This is a genomic window from Streptomyces sp. NPDC057694, assembly GCF_042799415.1.
In the GTDB taxonomy this organism is placed as follows: Bacteria; Actinomycetota; Actinomycetes; order Streptomycetales; family Streptomycetaceae; genus Streptomyces.
Map to the genome: position 1 here is coordinate 74,741 of NZ_JBHVIX010000011.1, position 19,670 is coordinate 94,410.

The 19,670-nt window shown below is 70.7% G+C and carries 8 protein-coding genes; all 8 read left to right on the forward strand.

Annotation, left to right across the window (positions count from 1 at the left end):
* The 8 genes from ACFVDP_RS23600 (at position 1) to ACFVDP_RS23635 (ending at position 19,660) form a co-directional block, all read left to right on the forward strand.
* Entirely contained in the window at positions 1–1,188 is a 1,188-nt protein-coding gene (locus tag ACFVDP_RS23600) for a hypothetical protein (protein WP_383492798.1), read from the forward strand.
* Positions 1,185–3,629 carry a GTPase-associated protein 1-related protein gene (locus ACFVDP_RS23605; protein WP_383492800.1) on the forward strand — a complete coding sequence of 815 codons (2,445 nt, stop codon included), beginning with the start codon at positions 1,185–1,187 and terminating at the stop codon, positions 3,627–3,629. Before ACFVDP_RS23600 ends, ACFVDP_RS23605 begins: the two co-directional genes overlap by 4 nt.
* A 7-nt stretch (positions 3,630–3,636) precedes the next feature.
* Positions 3,637–5,181 carry a hypothetical protein gene (locus ACFVDP_RS23610; protein ID WP_383492802.1) on the forward strand — a complete coding sequence of 515 codons (1,545 nt, stop codon included), beginning with the start codon at positions 3,637–3,639 and terminating at the stop codon, positions 5,179–5,181.
* 290 nt (positions 5,182–5,471) lie between these two features.
* The gene (locus tag ACFVDP_RS23615) at positions 5,472–7,172 is read left to right on the forward strand and encodes a carbohydrate-binding module family 20 domain-containing protein (RefSeq protein ID WP_383492804.1); all 1,701 of its coding nucleotides are present in this window, start codon (positions 5,472–5,474) and stop codon (positions 7,170–7,172) included.
* Positions 7,173–7,250: 78 nt separating this feature from the next.
* Entirely contained in the window at positions 7,251–12,641 is a 5,391-nt protein-coding gene (gene pulA / locus ACFVDP_RS23620; protein WP_383492807.1) for a pullulanase-type alpha-1,6-glucosidase, read from the forward strand.
* Between the two features lie 89 nt (positions 12,642–12,730).
* Positions 12,731–15,739, forward strand: a complete 3,009-nt coding sequence (locus ACFVDP_RS23625; protein ID WP_383492810.1) for a carbohydrate binding domain-containing protein — start codon at positions 12,731–12,733, stop codon at positions 15,737–15,739.
* 101 nt (positions 15,740–15,840) lie between these two features.
* Entirely contained in the window at positions 15,841–17,526 is a 1,686-nt protein-coding gene (locus tag ACFVDP_RS23630; RefSeq protein ID WP_383492812.1) for a trypsin-like serine peptidase, read from the forward strand.
* A gap of 4 nt (positions 17,527–17,530) precedes the next feature.
* Positions 17,531–19,660 (forward strand): tetratricopeptide repeat protein, encoded by a 2,130-nt coding sequence (locus ACFVDP_RS23635; protein ID WP_383492815.1) that lies wholly within the window; start codon positions 17,531–17,533, stop codon positions 19,658–19,660.
* The last annotated feature ends 10 nt before the right edge of the window (positions 19,661–19,670 follow it).

Below are 19,670 nucleotides of genomic sequence, written 5' to 3' on the forward strand. Positions count from 1 at the left end.
ATGCCCAGACGACTCACCTGCCCCTACTGCTACGAGACCTTCGCACCGCGCGAGATCCGGTTCCGCTGCAACAGCCGGCTCAGCCGCGTCGGCAAACGGTGCGAGCGGCGCCGCGACCCGGTCCTCGACGAACGGTTCGGCCGGCGCCCCAGCCACGAGGTGGGCCCGGACTTCGCCGCCGACGGCCGCAGGTCCACGGCCGTGCACCCGGACTGCGAGAGCGAGACGACGTACCGGATCTGCCCGGTCTGCCACGTCGAACTGCCCGTCCAGTTCGGCATGGTGGAGAACCGGCTGATCGCGATGGTCGGCGCGCGCTCCTCCGGCAAGACGATCTACATGACCGTGCTGCTGCACGAGATGCGCAACCAGGTCGGCGAGGCGTTCGGCGCGTCCCTGATGGGCCTGGACGACACGACCATGCGCCGCTTCAGCACGGACTACGAGGACCGGCTCTACCGCGACCGGCAGATGTTCCCGCCGACCCAGACCGCGACGACCAACGCCAACCGCGTGGAGCCGCTGGTGTTCCGGTTCGGGCTGCGCCGCAAGAAACTGTTCAAGGAACAGCCGCAGCACACCGTCCTGTCGTTCTTCGACACCGCGGGCGAGGACTTCAACAGCCGCGAGAGCGTAGAGCTCAACACCCGCTATCTGACCAACGCGGACGGCATCATCCTGCTCCTCGACCCGCTGCAGATGCCCGGCGCCAGGAACAACGCCGCACCCGGCACGGAGCTGCCGGGCCTCGACGGCATCGACCCGCCGATCAACGTCCTGAGCCGGGTGAGCGGCATGCTCCTCGCCGCCCGGGGCGGGAAGGCCGCCAAGGTCGACACCCCGATCGCGGTGGTCTTCTCCAAGATGGACGCGTTCTGGCACCTCATGGAGAGCGGCAGCCCACTGCGCTCCCACGCGGCCGCGCGCGGCCGCTTCGACGTCTCCGACAGCCTCAGCGTCCACGAGGAGGTGCGCCAGCTCCTCAAGGAGTGGGACGGCGTCTCCATCGACCAGTCCCTGGAGAACACCTTCGCCCGCTACCGCTACTTCGGCGTCTCCGCGCTCGGCCGCAGCGCCACCGCCGAGTCGCGCGTCGCCGACCTCGGCATCCAGCCCTACCGGGTCGCGGACCCGCTGCTGTGGCTGCTGAGCGAGTTCGGCTCGGTGCCGAGGACGGGCCGGGGATGACCGGATTCCAGCAGCTGTACTACACGTCCTGCGAGCACGGGCTCAGCGGGTCGTCGGGGTTCCAGTTCAACGCGGTGAGCGAACAGGTCACGGCCGGCACCCGGCACCGGGTCGAGGGCCTCGCCGGATACGAGCCGCCGCGCGCCCTGGCCGAGTCCGACACCCCCGAGCTGCTGGCCCGCTGCCCGGTCAACCTGTGCCACACGGTGAGCGGGACGGGCGGCGCGACCACGCTGTGCGTGCGCTACGCGGGACGGGACTCGGCCCGCCGCTTCGGCAACTACTTCGCCCACGCGCTGCACACCGAGGGCGAGTTCGGCACCGACAACGGCGGGCTGCTCCCTATCGAGCTGTGGGACTCCCCGCTGTGGACCACCCGGGTCGCCGACACGACCACGATCCCGGACCGGCCCGCGCCCCTGCCGCGCGGCCCGCTGTCGCCCCGCGCGGTCCGCGCCTTCCTGCGCACCCACCCGCACGCCGATCAGCTCCCGGCGCTCCTCGCCGCGGTGTTCGCGGCGCTCGCCGAGGACGGCTCGGTCGTGGTCGTCGACGACACCACGGACCGGATCGCCCACTGGTTCGCGGCCGTCTCCTACCTGCTGCCGCCCCAGCTCGCCCGCAGCCTCTCCTTCGCCACCTACCTCTTCCGCCCCGCCCGCAGCAGACTGCACCTGATCGGCACGGTGCCCGGCGCCCATCTCGACCTGGGCCCGGACGACGAGGAGTCGTACACCGTCTTCGACTTCTCCGCGGGCCGCTTCCCCGAGGTGGTGCCCACCCACCACCTCGTACGGCTGCTGCACCGGATCGGGGTCGGATCGATCCGCTCCGTGTGGTCGTGGACCGCCGAGTACACCAGTGGGCAGGAGCGGGCGCTCGGCGACTGGCACGCCCCGGTCGCGGCCGCCGCGGCGGCCGGCGGCATCGAACTGACCGCCGCCGACGTCCGTGCGGTCCTCGACTGGCTCCCCGGCGCCGGCCACCTCGGACCGCGCCGCGCCGCGGTCGCCGCCGACATCCACCACAAGCACCGCGACCTCGACGACCGCCAGGTAGCGGCGCTCAGCGCGGCAGCCGAGGCGGGCGGCGACACCGCCCTGCACCAGGAACTCGAAGGCAAGCTCCACCAGTCCCGGATCCGCGCCTACGTCACCGGTGCCGAGAACGCGCCGGGCCCCGTACCCCTCAACGACCCCGGCGAGCGGGAACGGGCCACCGCCCTGTGGCAGCGCCTGCTCGCCGACGCCACCACCAGCCGGCAGCGGGTACGGCTGCTGCTCTGGGCGGTCGGCGCCCGGCTGACCCCACCGCCCGAGCTGCTCGCGCAGCAGAGTCTGGACCTGTCCCGCGTGCTCCTCGGCGCCTCGGAGGCGGGCCCGGGACTACGGGCCGAGGTCGGCCAACTCGTCCACACCCTGCCGGAGTTCAGGGCGAAGCTCGCCGCGGCGGTGCAGGAGGTCCTCGAGGACCGCGGCGGGCAGGAACAGCTCTTCGCCCAGTTCCCGGCCGACCTGCTCAGGGAACGGGACCTCGGCGAGCAGCCCCGGCTCCTGGAGCACTACTGGCTGGCGCAGGCCGAGCGGGAACCCGCCCGCACCATCGAGCTGCTCTTCCGGATCCTGGACGTACGCGGGCGGACCGCACCCGACGCCGACCTGCTGCGGGCGCTGTGGCGACAGCCGTCGCGGACCTGGACGCACAAGGAAGCGACCGAGATCGCCGTCCGGTTCCCGCCGGACGAACCCGTGGGGGAGGCGGTCGCCGAATGGCTCGACCGCGCCGTGAAGCAGGAGGTCGCGGACGAACAGGCGCTGCGGCACTGCCTGACGCTGTGCCACACGCTCGCCGAACCCGGCCGCTTCGCGTGGCTGCCCGCGGTCGCCCAGGAGCGGGTGCGGGTCGTCGTCGACCTGGACGAGGCCCTGCGCAGGACCCGGGAGGCCACCGCGCTCGCCGTCGCGTTCGGCATCCCGCAGGTGCAGGCGCTGGCGGCGCCCCGCGCCCTCAAGGACCACCTGCTGCTGCCCGCGCTGCTCAAGCTGCCCGCCGACCCGGCCCGACTCCGCGCGGAACTGCCGAAGTTCGCGTTCCGCCTCGCGGACGTCTACCTGCGCGCCGTCTACCGGGACGCGTCGACCGAACGCCGGATCGGTACGCGGCTGCTCAGCCATGTCACGGGCGTCGTCGCGGTCACCGACCCGGACGGTCTCCTCCCGCAGGCACACCTGGACCTCATCTCGGCGCTGCGCCAGCATCTCGCCGACCACTGGCGCCCGGACGACCTGAACCGCCTCGCCGCCGTACTGCGGCCCTACGACGCCAAGCTCGCCGCCCGCTACGAGGAGATCGCCGAACTGCGCGTGGGCCGCGTCAAGAAGTGGGGCCGCAAGCTCACGTCACGGCGGTCCTCGGACGGCCCCCGAGCGGACGAGGACTGAACCCCCGATGGACGACATCCTGACCTTCATCATCGGCCCGGCGATCTATCTCGTGTTCCTCGCGGGCTACTTGTTCGTCACCCCGGTGATCGTGGGCCTGCGCGCAGCCGCGCTCGTGAGTGAACTGCTCTTCCGCTACGGCCAGGTGCTGGACGGGGTTCTGCGCCGACGGACCCCCGAGTTCACGACGATCCCGCGCCACGGGCCCGCCGACGAACTGGCCCACCGCAACTACTTCTTCGGCCCCGCCACCCGCGACCTGCGCGAACTCCTCGTCCAGGGGCGGCAGAGCTACGTCCGCACGGTGACCGACGCCGGCCGCCGCGTGCGCACCCGCCACTTCACCGCGCCCACGGTGCACCGCGCCATCTCGATCCCGTACGGCCTGACCCTGTACGTGGGCCTGGCCGTCGGGGCGGCTCTCGCGGCGCCGCTGCTCGCCCTGCTGCTCGGGGCACAGGCCCTCGTCGTCGCCCTGCTCGCGGGCGGCGCCCGGCTGCTCGCGCTCGTCCTGCGCGGCATCGACCGCACGGTGATGATCCTGCGCGGCCTGCCCCGCGGCATGCTCTGCCCGAGCTGCTTCGAGCGCGTGCCCTATCCCGCGTACGACTGCCCCCGGGAACGCTGCCGCCGCCGGCACGCGGACATCCGCCCCGGCACCTTCGGTCTCTTCCGCCGCCGCTGCGCCTGCGACCAGCGGATCCCGACCCTGCTCATGCTGATGAGCAAGGACGCCCGGCTCAGCGGCCACTGTGTGCACGAGGCCTGCGGAAAGCCGATGAACCAGGACGCCGGTCACATGCCCGAGGTGATCCTGCCGCTGATCGGCGGCAGGGCCGCGGGCAAGACCCAGCTGATGGCGGCGATGGTGAAGTCGCTGGAGGACGCGGCGGCCGACGGCGGCGCCGAGATCCGCCTCGCCGACCGCGAGTCGAGGGACGCCCAGGAGGTCCTCAACGAGGTCCTGGAGATCCAGGGCCACACCCGGCCCACGCAGAAGGCGCTGCCCCGGGCCCATTCGTTCGTGCTCGGCGGCGGTCGCGGACAGCGTCTGGTGCATGTCTTCGACACGGCGGGGGAGCGGTTCGTCAACCGGGAGGAGACCGACGCGCTGCGCTACATCCGCGAGGCCCGCACCTTCGTCTTCGTCCTCGACCCGATGGCCGTCGACGCGTTCTGGACCCGCCTGGACGCCGAGGGCCCGAAGGTCGACCGCACGCTCGCCTCGACGGTCGACCCGGAGGACGTCTTCGCACGCTCGGTGCAGACGGTGCGCACGATGGGGACGCGCCTGGACAGATCCCGGCTCGCCGTCGCCGTCAGCAAGCGCGACCTGCTGAGCGGACGGTCCGCCCTGCTGCCCGACCAGCCGGACGACACGGCGTCCGTGCGGAAGTGGCTGAGCGAGCGGCTCGGGCTGCGGAACCTGGTGGAGACCATGGACCTCGAATTCGGCGAGGTCCGCTTCTTCTGCACGGCGGCGGTGGCGGACGGCAAGAACCGGGTGGATCCCAGCGTCACGACCTTCGTCGACTGGTGTCTGAACGGCTGACGCGTGGACACCGCCGGTCCGAACGCCGGGCGCGTGGGGCCCGGCACGGCCGGGCCCCCGGCGCCGGACCGGAAGCGTGGTTGAACGTAACACCGCTGGAATACTTGCGTAAGTCCTTGCAAGGAGAATCCGTAGTTTTCGCGCGCGAGTTGGGAACGAACGCGTCCAAGGGGTTGACCGTGATGACGGTCCCTCATACGGTCACCCCGCAATCACTTGCAGCAAGATTCAAGCGATCCCCCCAGCACGCTTACGGGCATGGCGCGTTGCCCTTCGAATCAGGAGGAACCATGGCCAGAAAGTCCGTGGCTGCCGCACTCGCCGTTCTGGCGGGAGCAGCGGCCGCCGTCACGGCCCCGGCCCCCGCCCAGGCCGCCGCGCCCGGCACGAAGGACGTCACCGCGGTGATGTTCGAGTGGAACTTCGCCTCGGTGGCGAAGGAGTGCACGAACACGCTCGGCCCGGCCGGCTACGGCTACGTCCAGGTCTCCCCGCCGCAGGAGCACATCCAGGGCTCCCAGTGGTGGACGTCGTACCAGCCCGTCAGCTACAAGATCGCGGGCCGGCTCGGTGACCGGACCGCCTTCAAGAACATGATCGACACCTGTCACGCGGCCGGTGTGAAGGTCGTCGCCGACTCCGTCATCAACCACATGACGTCCGGCTCGGGGACCGGCACCGGCGGCTCCTCGTACACCAAGTACGACTACCCCGGCGTCTACTCGTCCTCCGACATGGACAACTGCACGGCGACGATCAGCAACTACCAGGACCGCACCAACGTCCAGGAGTGCGAACTGGTCGGCCTCGCCGACCTCGACACCGGCGAGGAGCACGTCCGCGCCACCATCGCCGGCTACCTGAACGACCTGCTCTCCCTCGGCGTCGACGGCTTCCGGATCGACGCCGCCAAGCACATGGCGACGGCCGACCTCGCGAACATCAAGTCGCGGCTGACGAACCCGAACGCGTACTGGAAGCAGGAGGCCATCTACGGCGCCGGAGAGGCCGTCTCGCCGACCGAGTACCTCGGCAACGGCGACGTCCAGGAGTTCCGCTACGCCCGTGACCTCAAGCGCGTCTTCACCGGCGAGAACCTCGCCTACCTGAAGAACTTCGGCGAGTCCTGGGGCTACATGCCCTCGGGACAGTCCGCCGTCTTCGTCGACAACCACGACACCGAGCGCGGCGGCGACACCCTCAACTACAAGAACGGCGCCACCTACACCCTCGCCAACGTCTTCATGCTGGCCTGGCCGTACGGGTCGCCCGACGTGCACTCCGGCTACGAGTGGACCGACAAGGACGCGGGACCGCCCGACAACGGCTCGGTGAGCGCCTGCTACACCGACGGATGGAAGTGCCAGCACGCCTGGCGCGAGATCGCGAGCATGGTCGCCTGGCGCAACACCGCACGCGGCGAGGCCGTCAGCGACTGGTGGGACAACGGCGCGAACCAGATCGCGTTCGGCCGCGGCGCCAAGGCGTACGTCGCCATCAACCACGAGTCGTCCTCGCTCACCCGCACCTTCCAGACGTCGCTGCCCGCCGGTGACTATTGCGACGTGCAGAGCGGCAAGGGCGTCACGGTGAACTCCTCCGGACAGTTCACGGCGACGCTGGCGTCGAACACCGCGCTCGCGATCCAGACCGGCGCCAAGACCTGCGGCGCCGGCGACAGCGGCACCACCACCCCCACCGCGGGCGCCTCCTTCAACGTCACGGCCTCCACCGCCTGGGGCCAGAACATCTACGTCACCGGCAACAAGGACCAGCTGGGCAACTGGAACACCGGCAACGCCCTGAAGCTGGACCCGGGCGCCTACCCGGTCTGGAAGCTCGACGTGCCGCTGCCCGCCGGCACCTCGTTCGAGTACAAGTACCTCCGCAAGGACGCGAGCGGCAACGTCACCTGGGAGAGCGGCGCCAACCGCACCGCGACCGTCTCCTCCTCCGGCCTCGTCTCCCTCACGGACACCTGGCGCGGCTGACCGCAACACCTGCCCCCCCCGTTCCACCGACCGCCCGGTGCCCCGCCTCCCCGCAGGCACCGGGCGGTCCGGCTCCGTATGACCATCCGCACCGGCGGAACAGTTCCAGAAAGGCCCTACAAGGTGAACCGAAGAAGCGGCGCGCGCGGCGCGTCACGGAGGAAGGCGGCAGCCGCCGCGGCCGTCGCCGCGCTGCTCGCCGCGGCGCTGCACACCGCCACCTCGGCGTCGGCGGCGCCCGCTCCGCCGAAGCCCCCGTCCGACGCCGAGCTGGCCGCGCAGCCCGCACGCGACGACGCCACCCGGGAGCAGTACTACTTCGTGCTGCCCGACCGGTTCGCCAACGGGGACACCGGCAACGACAAGGGCGGACTGACCGGCAGCCGCACCGCGACCGGCTTCGACCCCACCGACAAGGGCTTCTACCAGGGCGGCGACCTCAAGGGCCTGACGAAGAAGCTCGACTACATCAAGGGCCTGGGCACCACCGCCATCTGGATGGCGCCGATCTTCAAGAACAAGCCGGTCCAGGGCAGCGGCGACAGCGCCAGCGCCGGCTACCACGGCTACTGGATCACCGACTTCACGCGGGTCGACCCGCACTTCGGCACCAACCAGGACCTCGAGACCCTCATCGACAAGGCCCACGCCAAGGGAATGAAGGTCTACTTCGACGTCATCACGAACCACACCGCCGACGTCATCACCGACACCGAGCAGACGTACGGCTACCGCAGCACGGGCGCCTACCCGTACCTCGACACCGAGGGCCGTCCGTTCGACGACGCGAAGGAGCCCGCGCGCAAGGTCGACAAGGACTCGTTCGCGTACACGCCGACGACCGCGGCGGCGGAGAAGAACGCCAAGTCGCCGTCCTGGCTGAACGATCCGACCATGTACCACAACCGCGGCGACTCCACCTTCGTCGGCGAGAGCGCGCTGAACGGCGACCACACCGGCCTCGACGACCTGTGGACCGAGCGGCCCGAGGTCGTCGAGGGCATGGAGAAGATCTACGAGAAGTGGGTCAAGGACTTCGACATCGACGGCTTCCGCGTCGACACGGTCCGCAACGTGGACATGAAGTTCTGGACGCAGTGGGCCACCGCCCTGGATGCGTACGCCGCGAAGCACGGCCGCGACGACTTCTTCATCTTCGGTGAGACCTACTCCGCCGACCCGTCCGTCACCGCCCCCTACGTCACCGAGGGCCGCCTCGACGCCACCCTCGACTTCCCGCTCCAGGACGCCATCCGCGGCTACGCCTCCCAGGGCAAGGCGGCGAGCGGCCTGTCCGACGTCCTCGCGCAGGACTACCGCTACACGACGGACAAGGCGAACGCCTACAACGAGGTCACGTTCCTCGGCAACCACGACATGGGCCGCTTCGGCTCCTTCCTGAAGAGCGACAACCCGAAGGCGAGCGACGCGGAACTCCTCCTGCGCGACAAGCTCGCGAACGAGCTGATGTTCCTCAGCCGCGGCAATCCGGTCGTCTACTCGGGCGACGAGCAGGGCTTCACCGGCGCGGGCGGCGACAAGGACGCCCGGCAGACGATGTTCGCCTCCAAGGTCGCCGACTACCTCGACGACGACGAGATAGGCACCGAACGCACCCACGCGAGCGACGCCTACGACCCCTCGCACCCCCTGTACAAGGCGATCGCCGCGCTGTCGAAGCTGCGCAAGCAGAATCCCGCGCTCGCCGACGGCGTGCAGAAGGAGCTGTACGCGAAGGACTCGGTGTACGCGTTCTCGCGGACCGGCGACGACCGTGAGTACGTCGTCGCCGTGAACAACGCGAGCGGGCCGAAGACGGTCGAGCTGCCGGTCGAGTCCGCCAAGTTCACGACTCTGTACGGTGGTTCGGGTGCCGTGTCCGTCACCGGCGGCAAGGTGAAGGTCACCGTCCCGGCGCTCTCGTCGACCGTGCTCCGCGCCGACGGCCGGCTGCCCGCCGCCCGGAGCATGCCCACGCTGACGCTGAAGGCCCCGGAGGCCGGCGCCACCGGCACGGTCACCGTCGCCGCCGACCCGGGCAAGTCCACCGGCGCCCGCGTCGTCTTCGCCGCACAGGTCGGGGGTGGCCGGTGGAAGACGCTCGGCACCGCCGACCACGCCCCGTACCAGGTGACCCAGACCGTCTCCGAGAAGGTGGCGGCAGGAACCGCCCTGCGGTACAAGGCGGTTGTGGTCGACCGTGGCGGACGCACCGCGAGCGCTCTCGCCGCGACGACGGCCGGTCAGGCCCCGGCGGCCGAGAAGCCGAGCGCCGTGGACCGCACCTACGCGATCGTCCACTACAAGCGCACCGGCGGCGACTACGACGGCTGGACCCTCACGTCCGGCGACAGCACGGGAGAGTTCGTCGGCCGTGACGCCTACGGAGCCTTCGCCTGGGTGAAGGTCCCCGACGGGGCGAGTTCACTGACGTACACGATCCAGAAGGGCGACACCGCCGACGGGGGCGAACGCACCGTCGACCTGGCGAAGACCGGCGAGGTCTGGGTCGCCCAGGGCAAGGACGGACAGGAGACGACCAGGCCCGACGGGGTCTACCCCGCCCAGGACAAGACCAAGGCGATCATCCACGTCCACCGCGCCGACGGCGACTACGACGGCTGGGGGCTGCACACCTGGACGGGCGCCGCCCAGGGCACCGACTGGACGAAGCCGCTCCAGCCGACCGGCAAGGACGCCTACGGCGTCACCTTCGAGGTGCCCCTCGCCGACGGTGCGACCTCGCTCAGCTACATCCTCCACAAGGGCGACGAGAAGGACATCCCCAGCGACCGCTCCCTCGACCTGACCACGTACGGCCACGAGGTGTGGCTGAACGCCGGGGACAGCAACTACCTGCTGCCGTCCGTCGGTTCGACCCCCGACCTGGACATCACCAAGGCGCAGGCGCAGTGGATCGACGCCGACACCGTCGTCGTCCCCGGCTCCGTCGGCTCCAAGGCGGCCGCCTCCACCCAGCTCGTGTACGCGCGGGACGGCGGCATCACCGTCGACGACGGCGCGCTCAGCAACGAGGGCCGCTGGCTCCGGCTCACCCCGGCCACGCTCACGGACGCCCAGAAGGCCAAGTACCCGCACCTGAAGGAGTACACGGCGTTCACCGTCGACCCGCGCGACCGGGACCGGGTGCGCCGGGCGCTCGACGGACAGATCGTGTTCACCCAGCGCATCGCGAACGGCGCGCTCGTCGCCGCCACCGGAGTGCAGACCCAGGGCATCCTCGACGACCTGTACGGCGCCAAGGCCGAACAGGCTTCCCTGGGGCCGGTGTTCAAGGGCGGCAAGGTCACCCTGTCCGTATGGGCGCCGACCGCGCACAGCGTGTCCCTCGAACTCGGCGGCAAGAAGACGGCGATGCGGCGCGACGACGGGACGGGTGTCTGGTCCGTCACCGGTCCGGCCGCCTCCTGGAAGGGCAAGGAGTACCGCTACGCCGTGCAGGTGTGGGCGCCCAGCGTCCAGAAGATCGTCACCAATGAGGTCACCGACCCCTACTCGGTCGCCCTCACCGCCGACTCCGAGCGCAGCCTCGTCGTCGACCTCGACGACACGTCCCTCGCGCCCAAGGGCTGGTCGACCCTGACCAAGCCCAAGGCCGTCGCCATGAAGGACGCCCAGATCCAGGAACTCCACATCCGCGACTTCTCCGTCGAGGACAAGACGGCGGCCAAGGACCACCGCGGCACGTATCTCGCCTTCACCGACAAGAACAGCGACGGCTCGAAGCACCTGCGCGAGCTGGCGAAGGCGGGCACGTCGTACGTGCACCTGCTGCCCGCCTTCGACATCGCCACCATCCCCGAGAAGAAGTCCGACCAGGCCACCCCCGACTGCGACCTGACCTCGTACGCCGCCGACAGCGACCGGCAGCAGGAGTGCGTGGGCAAGACCGCCGCCAAGGACGCCTACAACTGGGGCTACGACCCGTATCACTACACCGTCCCCGAGGGCTCCTACGCGACCGACCCCGACGGCACGGCCCGCACCGTCCAGTTCCGGCAGATGGTCAAGTCCCTCAACGACGACGGCCTGCGCGTCGTCATGGACGTCGTCTACAACCACACCACCAGCAGCGGCCAGAGCAAGACGTCCGTCCTCGACAAGATCGTGCCCGGCTACTACCAGCGGCTCATGGCCGACGGCTCCGTCGCCAACTCCACCTGCTGCTCGAACACGGCACCCGAGAACACGATGATGGGCAAGCTCGTCGTCGACTCCGTCGTCACCTGGGCCAAGGAGTACAAGGTCGACGGCTTCCGCTTCGACCTGATGGGCCACCACCCCAAGGCCAACATCCTGGCGGTCCGTAAGGCACTCGACGCGCTGACCCTGAAGAAGGACGGCGTCGACGGCAAGAAGATCGTCCTCTACGGAGAGGGCTGGAACTTCGGCGAGGTCGCCGACGACGCCCGCTTCGTGCAGGCCACGCAGAAGAACATGGCGGGCACCGGCATCGCCACCTTCAACGACCGCTCCCGCGACGCCGTGCGCGGCGGCTCCCCGTTCGACGAGGACCCCGGCGTCCAGGGCTTCGCCACCGGCCTCTACACCGACCCCAACTCCAGCAAGGCGAACGGCACGGCGGCCGAGCAGAAGGCCCGCCTCCTGCACTACCAGGACCTCATCAAGGTCGGCCTGTCCGGGAACCTCGCCGGATACGAGTTCACCGACACCGACGGGAAGAAGGTGAAGGGCTCCGGCGTCGACTACAACGGCGCCGCCGCGGGCTACGCGGACGCCCCGGGCGACGCTCTCTCCTACGCGGACGCCCACGACAACGAATCGCTCTACGACGCGCTCACCTACAAGCTGCCCGCGTCGACGTCCGCCGCCGACCGCTCCCGCATGCAGGTCCTCGCCATGGCGACGGCCGCGCTCTCGCAGGGCCCGGCGCTCTCCCAGGCCGGCACCGACCTGCTCCGCTCCAAGTCCCTCGACCGCAACTCGTTCGACAGCGGCGACTGGTTCAACGCCGTCCACTGGGACTGCCGCGCCGGGAACGGCTACGGGCGCGGGCTGCCCCCGGCCGCCGATAACGACGCCAAGTGGCCTTACGCCAAGCCTCTGTTGACATCCGTGAAGGTGCCGGACTGCGCGGCGATCAACGGGACATCGGCCGCGTACCAGGACCTGCTGAAGATCCGCACGGACGAATCCGCCTTCCATCTGTCCACCGCCGGTCAGGTCCAGGAGCAGCTCTCCTTCCCGCTCTCCGGCAAGGACGAGACCCCCGGCGTCATCACCGCCCGCCTCGGTGACCTCGTGGTCGTCTTCAACGCGACCCCGAAGGCTCAGCAGCAGACGGTGAAGGACCTCGCGGGGACCGGCTACCGCCTCCACCCGACGCAGGCCGGCGGCTCCGACGCCGTCGTCAAGTCCGCGTCCTACGAGAAGAGTTCGGGCACCTTCGACGTGCCCGCCCGCACGGTCGCGGTGTTCACCCGCTGACCCGCACCCGGTGGTTCCCCGCGTGGCGCGCGCGGGGAACCACCGGCCCCCATCGGCCGCACCGTCGCGGCCCCGACCAGGGAGTTGTCATGAACCTTTCGATACGGCGGCGTGCGCGCCACAGACACCGCCGCAGCCCCGCGAGTCTCGTCCTCGCCGTCCTGGCCGCCCTGGTGGCGGCCCTGCTGCCCGGCCTGCCGCTCGGCAGTGCCCCGGCGCACGCCGCCGAGGCGAACACGGCCACCGTGTACTACTCGACGGTCACCACCAACTGGTCCGCGTACAAACTGCATTGGGCGCCCACGGGCGGCAGCTGGACCACGGTCCCGGGCGTCGCCATGGAGGCCGCCTGCACCGGCTGGGTGAAGAAGACCGTCGACCTCGGCAGCGCCACGTCCTGGCAGGCCACCTTCAACAACGGCAGCGGCACCTGGGACAACAACGGCGGGAAGAACTACCAGCTCGGCACCGGCCTGATCACCGTCCAGGGCGGCACCGTCGCCCACAGCGACCCGTGTGCGGACACCCAGCCGGCCGACGGGACCTCCGCCACCGTCTACTACGACACGACCACCACCAACTGGGCCGTCACCAACCTCCACTGGGCACCCACGGGCGGCAGTTGGACCACGGCCCCGGGCATCGCCATGGAGGCCGCCTGCACCGGCTGGGTGAAGCGGACCGTGGACCTGGGGTCGGCGACGTCCTGGCAGGCCACCTTCAACAATGGCAACGGCACCTGGGACAACAACAACGGCGCCAACTACCAGCTCGGCGCGGGCCTCAACACCGTCAAGGGCGGCACCGTCACCAAGAGCGCCAAGGACCCCTGCGCGGCTGCCGTCCCCGACACCACCGCCCCCTCCGCACCCGGCAAGGTGAAGGCGACCGCCACCGGCACCTCCATCGTGCTCACCTGGGACGCGGCGAGCGACGACACGGGCGTCACCGGCTACCAGATCACCCGCACCGGCGGGACGAGGGGCGCCTCCGTCATCTCCGCCACCACCACCGTGTACTCCGACACGGGACTCGAGGAGAAGACCGCGTACACGTACACGGTCAAGGCGCTGGACGCGGCGGGCAACGTATCGGCCGCGAGCGCCGAGGCGAAGGCCACCACCGGCGAGAAGGCCGCGCAGACCACCGGCACCCCACTCGGCGGCGACCCCCGCAAGGACCCGATCTACTTCGTGCTCACCGCCCGCTTCTACGACGGCGACACCTCGAACGACCGGGGCGGCAGCCAGCACGTCAAGACCGGCAACGCGGCCAACAACGACCCCATGTTCCGCGGCGACTTCAAAGGGCTCGTCCAGAAGCTCGACTACGTCAAGGGCCTCGGCTTCTCCGCGATCTGGATCACCCCGGTCGTCCTCAACCGCTCCGACTACGACTACCACGGGTACCACGGGTACGACTTCTACAAGGTCGACCCCAGACTCGAATCCGCAGGCGCCTCCTACCAGGACCTCATCGACGCCGCCCACGCCAAGGGTATGAAGATCTACCAGGACGTCGTCTACAACCACTCGTCCCGCTGGGGCGCCAAGGGCCTGTTCACCCCGACCGTGTACGGGGTCCGCGACGCCCAGTGGAGCTGGTACTACGACGAGAAGCAGGAAGGCTTCGAGTACGACGGCCTCACCGTGGAGCCCGTCTCCGGCAAGTCGTACTACAACGGCGACATGTGGTCGACGGCCGAACCGTCCGGGAACACGTGTCTCAACTGGGGCAAGCCCACCGGAGCCAAGAGCCCCGAGGGCTACACGATCTACAATTGCCAGTGGCCGAGCCCCACGTCGGGCATGTTCCCGAAATCGCTCTACCACACGTGCTGGCTCGGCAACTGGGAGGGCGAGGACTCCCGCTCCTGCTGGCTGCACGAGGACCTCGCCGACTTCAACACCGAGAACACCCAGGTGCAGAACTACCTGATCGGCGCCTACAACAAGTACATCGACATGGGCGTCGACGGCTTCCGTGTCGACACGGCCGTGCACATTCCGCGCGTCACCTGGAACCGCCGCTTCCTGCCCGCCATCCAGGAGCGCGTGGCCCAGCAGTTCGGGCCCCAGAAGGCGAACGACTTCTTCGTCTTCGGCGAGGTCGGAGCCTTCGTCAACGACAAGTGGAACCGCGGATCCGTGAACCACTCCGCGCAGTTCTACACCTGGAAGGAGCGCAAGGAGTACTCCGCCGACGACGAGAAGGCGTCCCTCGAACAGTACGACTACGAGGAGCAGTTGGGCACCGGCAGCCAGCCGACGTCCACCAACGCCTTCCTCGACGGGAACAGCTACCACACCCCCGACCACAGCAAGTTCTCCGGCATGAACATCATCGACATGCGCATGCACATGAACTTCGGGGACGCCTCCAACGCCTACAACAACGGCAAGGACTCCGACGACTCCACCAACGACGCCACGTACAACGTCGTCTACGTGGACAGCCACGACTACGGCCCGAACAAGAGCGGCGAACGCTACGCGGGCGGCACCGACGCGTGGGCGGAGAACATGTCGCTGATGTGGACGTTCCGCGGCATCCCCACGCTCTACTACGGCTCGGAGATCGAGTTCCAGAAGGGCAAGAAGATCGACTGCGGGACCACCTGCCCCCTGGCGGACACCGGCCGCGCCTACTACGGCGACAAGATCGAGGGCAGCGTCACCGCCTCCGGTTTCGGTACGGTCGCAAGCGCGTCCGGCGCCGTCGCCACGACCCTCGACCAGCCCCTGGTCAGACACCTCCAGCGGCTCAACCAGATCCGCCGGGCGGTCCCCGCCCTGCAGATGGGCCAGTACTCGACGGCCGACATCACAGGGAACATGGCGTACAAGCGCCGCTACACGGACGCGGCGAGCGGAGTGGACAGCTTCGCCCTCGTCACCGTCACCGACGGCGCGACGTACAAGAACATCCCCAACGGCACCTACAAGGACGCCGTCACCGGCGACGTGCGCACCGTCACCGACGGCACCCTGACCGCGGCGGCCCCCGGCAAGGGCAACCTGCGGGTCTACGTCCTCGACCTGGGCGGCAAGAACGCCGCACCCGGCAAGGTCGGGACGGCGGGGCCCTACCTGAAGTAGCGCCCTCCGGCGCGGGAGGCGACCCCTCCCGCGCCGGAACCGTCCCGGTCGCCGCCGACGCCTTCTGTTTCCGCGGTCAACTGCTGTACTAGCGTGGTGACATGACGCCGGATCAGCGACCGGACAGGCCGTGGCGGGTGCGGATCGACGACCAGTACGGAAAGCCGTGCGGGGCGGGCGTGCTGCTCGACCGTCGGTCGGTGCTGACCTGCGCGCACGTCGTGAAGCAGGCCGGCGCCCACCCCGCCGCGGGGACGCGGGCGCACCTCCGCGTCCGCAGCGCCGTGGCCGGCGACGCGTGGTCCGTCACCGCCCGCGTCGTCGAGGACGTGTGGGCCTTCGACGACGACTCGCGGCGCGGCGACGTCGCGCTGCTGCGACTGGACCGCCCGGTCGGCCACGACGGCGTCACCGAACTGTGGAAGGTGCCCATCTCGGGCGGCAAGGTGCGGGTCTACGGCTTCCCCGAGTACGAGCCGGACGGCATCGGGGTCGACGCCGAACTCGCCGGATCCGGCGGCCGGGCCGGCGAATGGGGACTGCTCAACCGCACGCACGAAGGCCGGCCCTGGATCAGGCCGGGCTACTCCGGCGCCGGGGTGATGGCCCTCGACGGGGCGTTCGCGGGCCAGGTCATCGGCATCGTGGTCGCCGAATTCGTCGACGAGGACGGCAAGGCGGCCTGGATGGTCCCGGTCGACACGATGCGGACGTACCTCGGCTCGCGCATCGAACCGTATGTGCGCGGCGTCGGCATCGAGGTGCCCTCGCGCGGCGACCCCGCGGCCGACCTCGACGACCCGCTCCAGCTCGCCCTGACCCGGGAGCTGGCCCGGCTCCTCACGAGCGACTGGGCGGGCGTCGCCCTCGTCGCCACCGGCCGGCAGACCGGCCCCGGCTCCTCCTGGCTGGTGCGCCTCACCGAGACCTCACGCTCGACCCGCCGCCGCGGCGGCGCCCCGCGCGACACCGTCCTGCCGTTCGGCGCCGTCGACGCGGCCTACGACGCCCGCGGCAGATCCGTGGGCGAGGTGTGCGCCTATCTCGCCGACCGGTTCGGCTTCGCCCCGGACCGTGACCGCACGCCGGTCGAACTGGTGCGCCGGCTGCTGCGCCGCACGCCGCCGGCCTTCGTCATCGTGGACGGCATCGACAGCGCACGCGACACGGGCCGCCTCCTCACCGAACTCCTCGTCCCGCTCGCCCGCAGCGCCCGCACGCGCGGCCTGCGCCTCGTCCTCGGCGTCGAGGGGGACCCGCCCGAAGAACTGCCGTACCAGGTGCGTCTGGACCCGGCGCCGCTGCCCGGCGGCGCCCTGCGCGCGGTCACCGTCGAGCAGGCGCGGCAGGCCGTCGCGGACCTCGCGCGGGCCGAGGGCGAGGCGCTGCTCCTCGAACGGACGACGGCGCGCCGCTTCCTGGCACCGCCGCGGCCACCGCACGGCGAGGCACCCCGGCTGAAGGTGCGGCTGGCCGTCGCCCGCGCCACGTTCCCGCACGCCGAGACCGCCGCCATCGAGGCCCGGGCCAGGTCCGTCCGTACCGAGGTCGACGCCTACCTGGCGGAGGTGCGGGGGATGGGCGCCGAGCACGAGGAACTCTCCGTCCGTCTGGAGCTGTACCGCGCACTCGCCGAGGAGCACTTCGGCGCCCACGACCCCGAGCTCTCCGGCCTGTTCGCGACGGCGGCCCACGCCCTGCGGGCCGCCCCCGCCGACCTCGCGGCCGCCGGCCGGAGAGTCCCGCGCTACGTCGCGGCCGTCAACCGCCGCATCGCCGAAGGATGAGGCCATGACCAGATGCAATCGCCCCGGATGCGGGCGCGGCACGCTCGACGAGGACGGGTTCTGCCCGGTCTGCGGCCTCAAGGCGCTGCCGCCCGACCGGGCCGCGGGGGCGAGCACCGGTGTGGCACAGGTGCGGCCCGACCCCTGGTACGGCCTCGCCCTCGTCGACGACACCCGGCTGCCCGACGCGCCCGGCACCGCCGCACGGGCGCCGCAGCCGCAGAGTGGTCCCGTCGCGGAGGGCCACCGCTACTGCCTCAACCCCGGCTGCCGCAAGCCCGTCGGACGCAGCGTGGACGGGCAGCCCGGGCGGATCGCCGGATTCTGCGCCCTGTGCGGCACCCGCTTCGACTTCTCCCACGTCGAGGGCCTCGTCATCGCCGGCCGCTACGAGGTGCGCCGACTGCTCGGTCAGGGCTCCTACGGCGTCGCGTACCTCGCGTACGACCGCAACCTCAAGACCGACGTCGTCCTGAAAGAACTGCGTACCGCACTCGCCGGATCGGACCGGGAACGGGACGTCCTGGTCGGTCTGCGGCACGACGCCATCGTGCGCATCCTCGGCTACGAGGAGGAGCACGGCAGCACCTACCTGGTACTGGAGTACGTACCGGGCGAAGCGCTGCAAGCGGCTCCGCACGACCGCCTGGCGACGTTCCTCGCCCACGGCCTGCGACTGCTGCAGGCCCTCGACTATCTGCACGCCCGCGGCCTGCTGCACTGCGACGTCAAGCCGCTGAACATCATCCGCTTCGCCGAGACCGCCCCGTCCGGCGCCCTCGACCGGGTGCGGCTCATCGACTTCGGCGCGGTGCGCTCGGTCACGGACACGGCGCCGCTCTCCGAGTACACCGAGCGGTACGCGCCGCCACTGGGCGATCCCGAGTACACGCAGGGACCGACGCCCGGCTTCGACCTGTACGGGCTCGGCATGACCCTGGCGGAGACGTCCCACGAGCTGACCGAGGGCTCCTCCGCCCCCGGCGCGCAGTCCCTCCGGCTGCTCCTGGAGCGGTCCGTGCACAGCGGCGGGCCCAAGCGGCGGTTCACGTCGGCACGGCAGTTCGGGGAGCAGCTCAGCGGTGTCATCCGGCAGGTCGTGGCGGCGCCGGACACGGGCCGCCGGGTCACCCGCGCCTCGGCCCTGTTCGGCCCGATGCCCGAGTCGCTGCACGGCGGAATCGGCGCGCCCCGGCCCATCGGCGACTGGGTGCGGGCGACGGTGGAGCAGGACGCGGCCGACGGCTCCGTGCGGCTGACGCTGCCGCCCCTGTTCGACGCCCCCGGGCCGCGGGTGGTGGCGGCGGCGCTGCCGATGCCGGTCCACGACCCCGACGACAGCGACGTCACCCCGACCGTCCAGAGCGACCTCGACGTGTGCCGGAAGATGCTCCGGGCCGGGGACCACACGGACGCGGCGGCGGTCCTCGACCGGGTGCCGCTGCCCGCCGAACACTGGCTGACCACCTGGTACCGCGGCCTGATCGCCCTGCGCGGCGAGGATCCGGCGGCGGCCGACTCCCACTTCGCCCGCGTACGCGACACACTCCCCGGTGAGCTCATCCCGCAGCTCGTGGTCGGCCTGTGTGCCGAACGGGCCGGGGACCACACGCTCGCCACCACCCACTACGACACGGTCCTGACCACCAGCCCGGCGCTGGGCGCGGCCGGGTTCGGCCTGGCCCGGATCACCTACCACGCCGAGGGACCGGCCGCCGCGGCCGGCATCGTCGACGCACTGGCACAGGAGTTCCGCTTCGCGCGCGAGGCCACCATCGCCAGGTTCCGGCTCTCGCTGGAGCGGCAGACCGGACCGGACGAAACCCCGGTCCCGGCGGGCCTCGGACTGGCCGAGGCCGAACGGGCCTCCCTGGAAGCGGAATCCGCATACGCGAATTACCACCACACCCATGACCGGCTCGCCCTCTCCGACGCGATCCGCGCACTGGCCCGGCACTGCCCCACCGAACGGGACTGCCACGCCCTGGTCGACCTCGCCAACGAGCTTCGCCCCGAGGTGAGTTGGCCCTGGTACGCCGGAACCAGGCCCCGGACCGTCAAGCCTCGCGAAAAAGGTCGTGGGGGAGTCGGTGGAGAAGGCAACAATGAGCGACTCAACCGTTCCGTAACGTGAACGGAAGAGC

Bases quoted from the DNA above. Each gene is read 5' to 3' on its own strand.
- ACFVDP_RS23600 (WP_383492798.1), top strand. From the start codon at position 1: ATGCCCAGACGACTCACCTGCCCCTACTGCTACGAGACCTTCGCACCG.
- ACFVDP_RS23605 (WP_383492800.1), top strand. From the start codon at position 1,185: ATGACCGGATTCCAGCAGCTGTACTACACGTCCTGCGAGCACGGGCTC.
- ACFVDP_RS23610 (WP_383492802.1), top strand. From the start codon at position 3,637: ATGGACGACATCCTGACCTTCATCATCGGCCCGGCGATCTATCTCGTG.
- ACFVDP_RS23615 (WP_383492804.1), top strand. From the start codon at position 5,472: ATGGCCAGAAAGTCCGTGGCTGCCGCACTCGCCGTTCTGGCGGGAGCA.
- pulA (WP_383492807.1), top strand. From the start codon at position 7,251: ATGACCATCCGCACCGGCGGAACAGTTCCAGAAAGGCCCTACAAGGTG.
- ACFVDP_RS23625 (WP_383492810.1), top strand. From the start codon at position 12,731: ATGAACCTTTCGATACGGCGGCGTGCGCGCCACAGACACCGCCGCAGC.
- ACFVDP_RS23630 (WP_383492812.1), top strand. From the start codon at position 15,841: ATGACGCCGGATCAGCGACCGGACAGGCCGTGGCGGGTGCGGATCGAC.
- ACFVDP_RS23635 (WP_383492815.1), top strand. From the start codon at position 17,531: ATGACCAGATGCAATCGCCCCGGATGCGGGCGCGGCACGCTCGACGAG.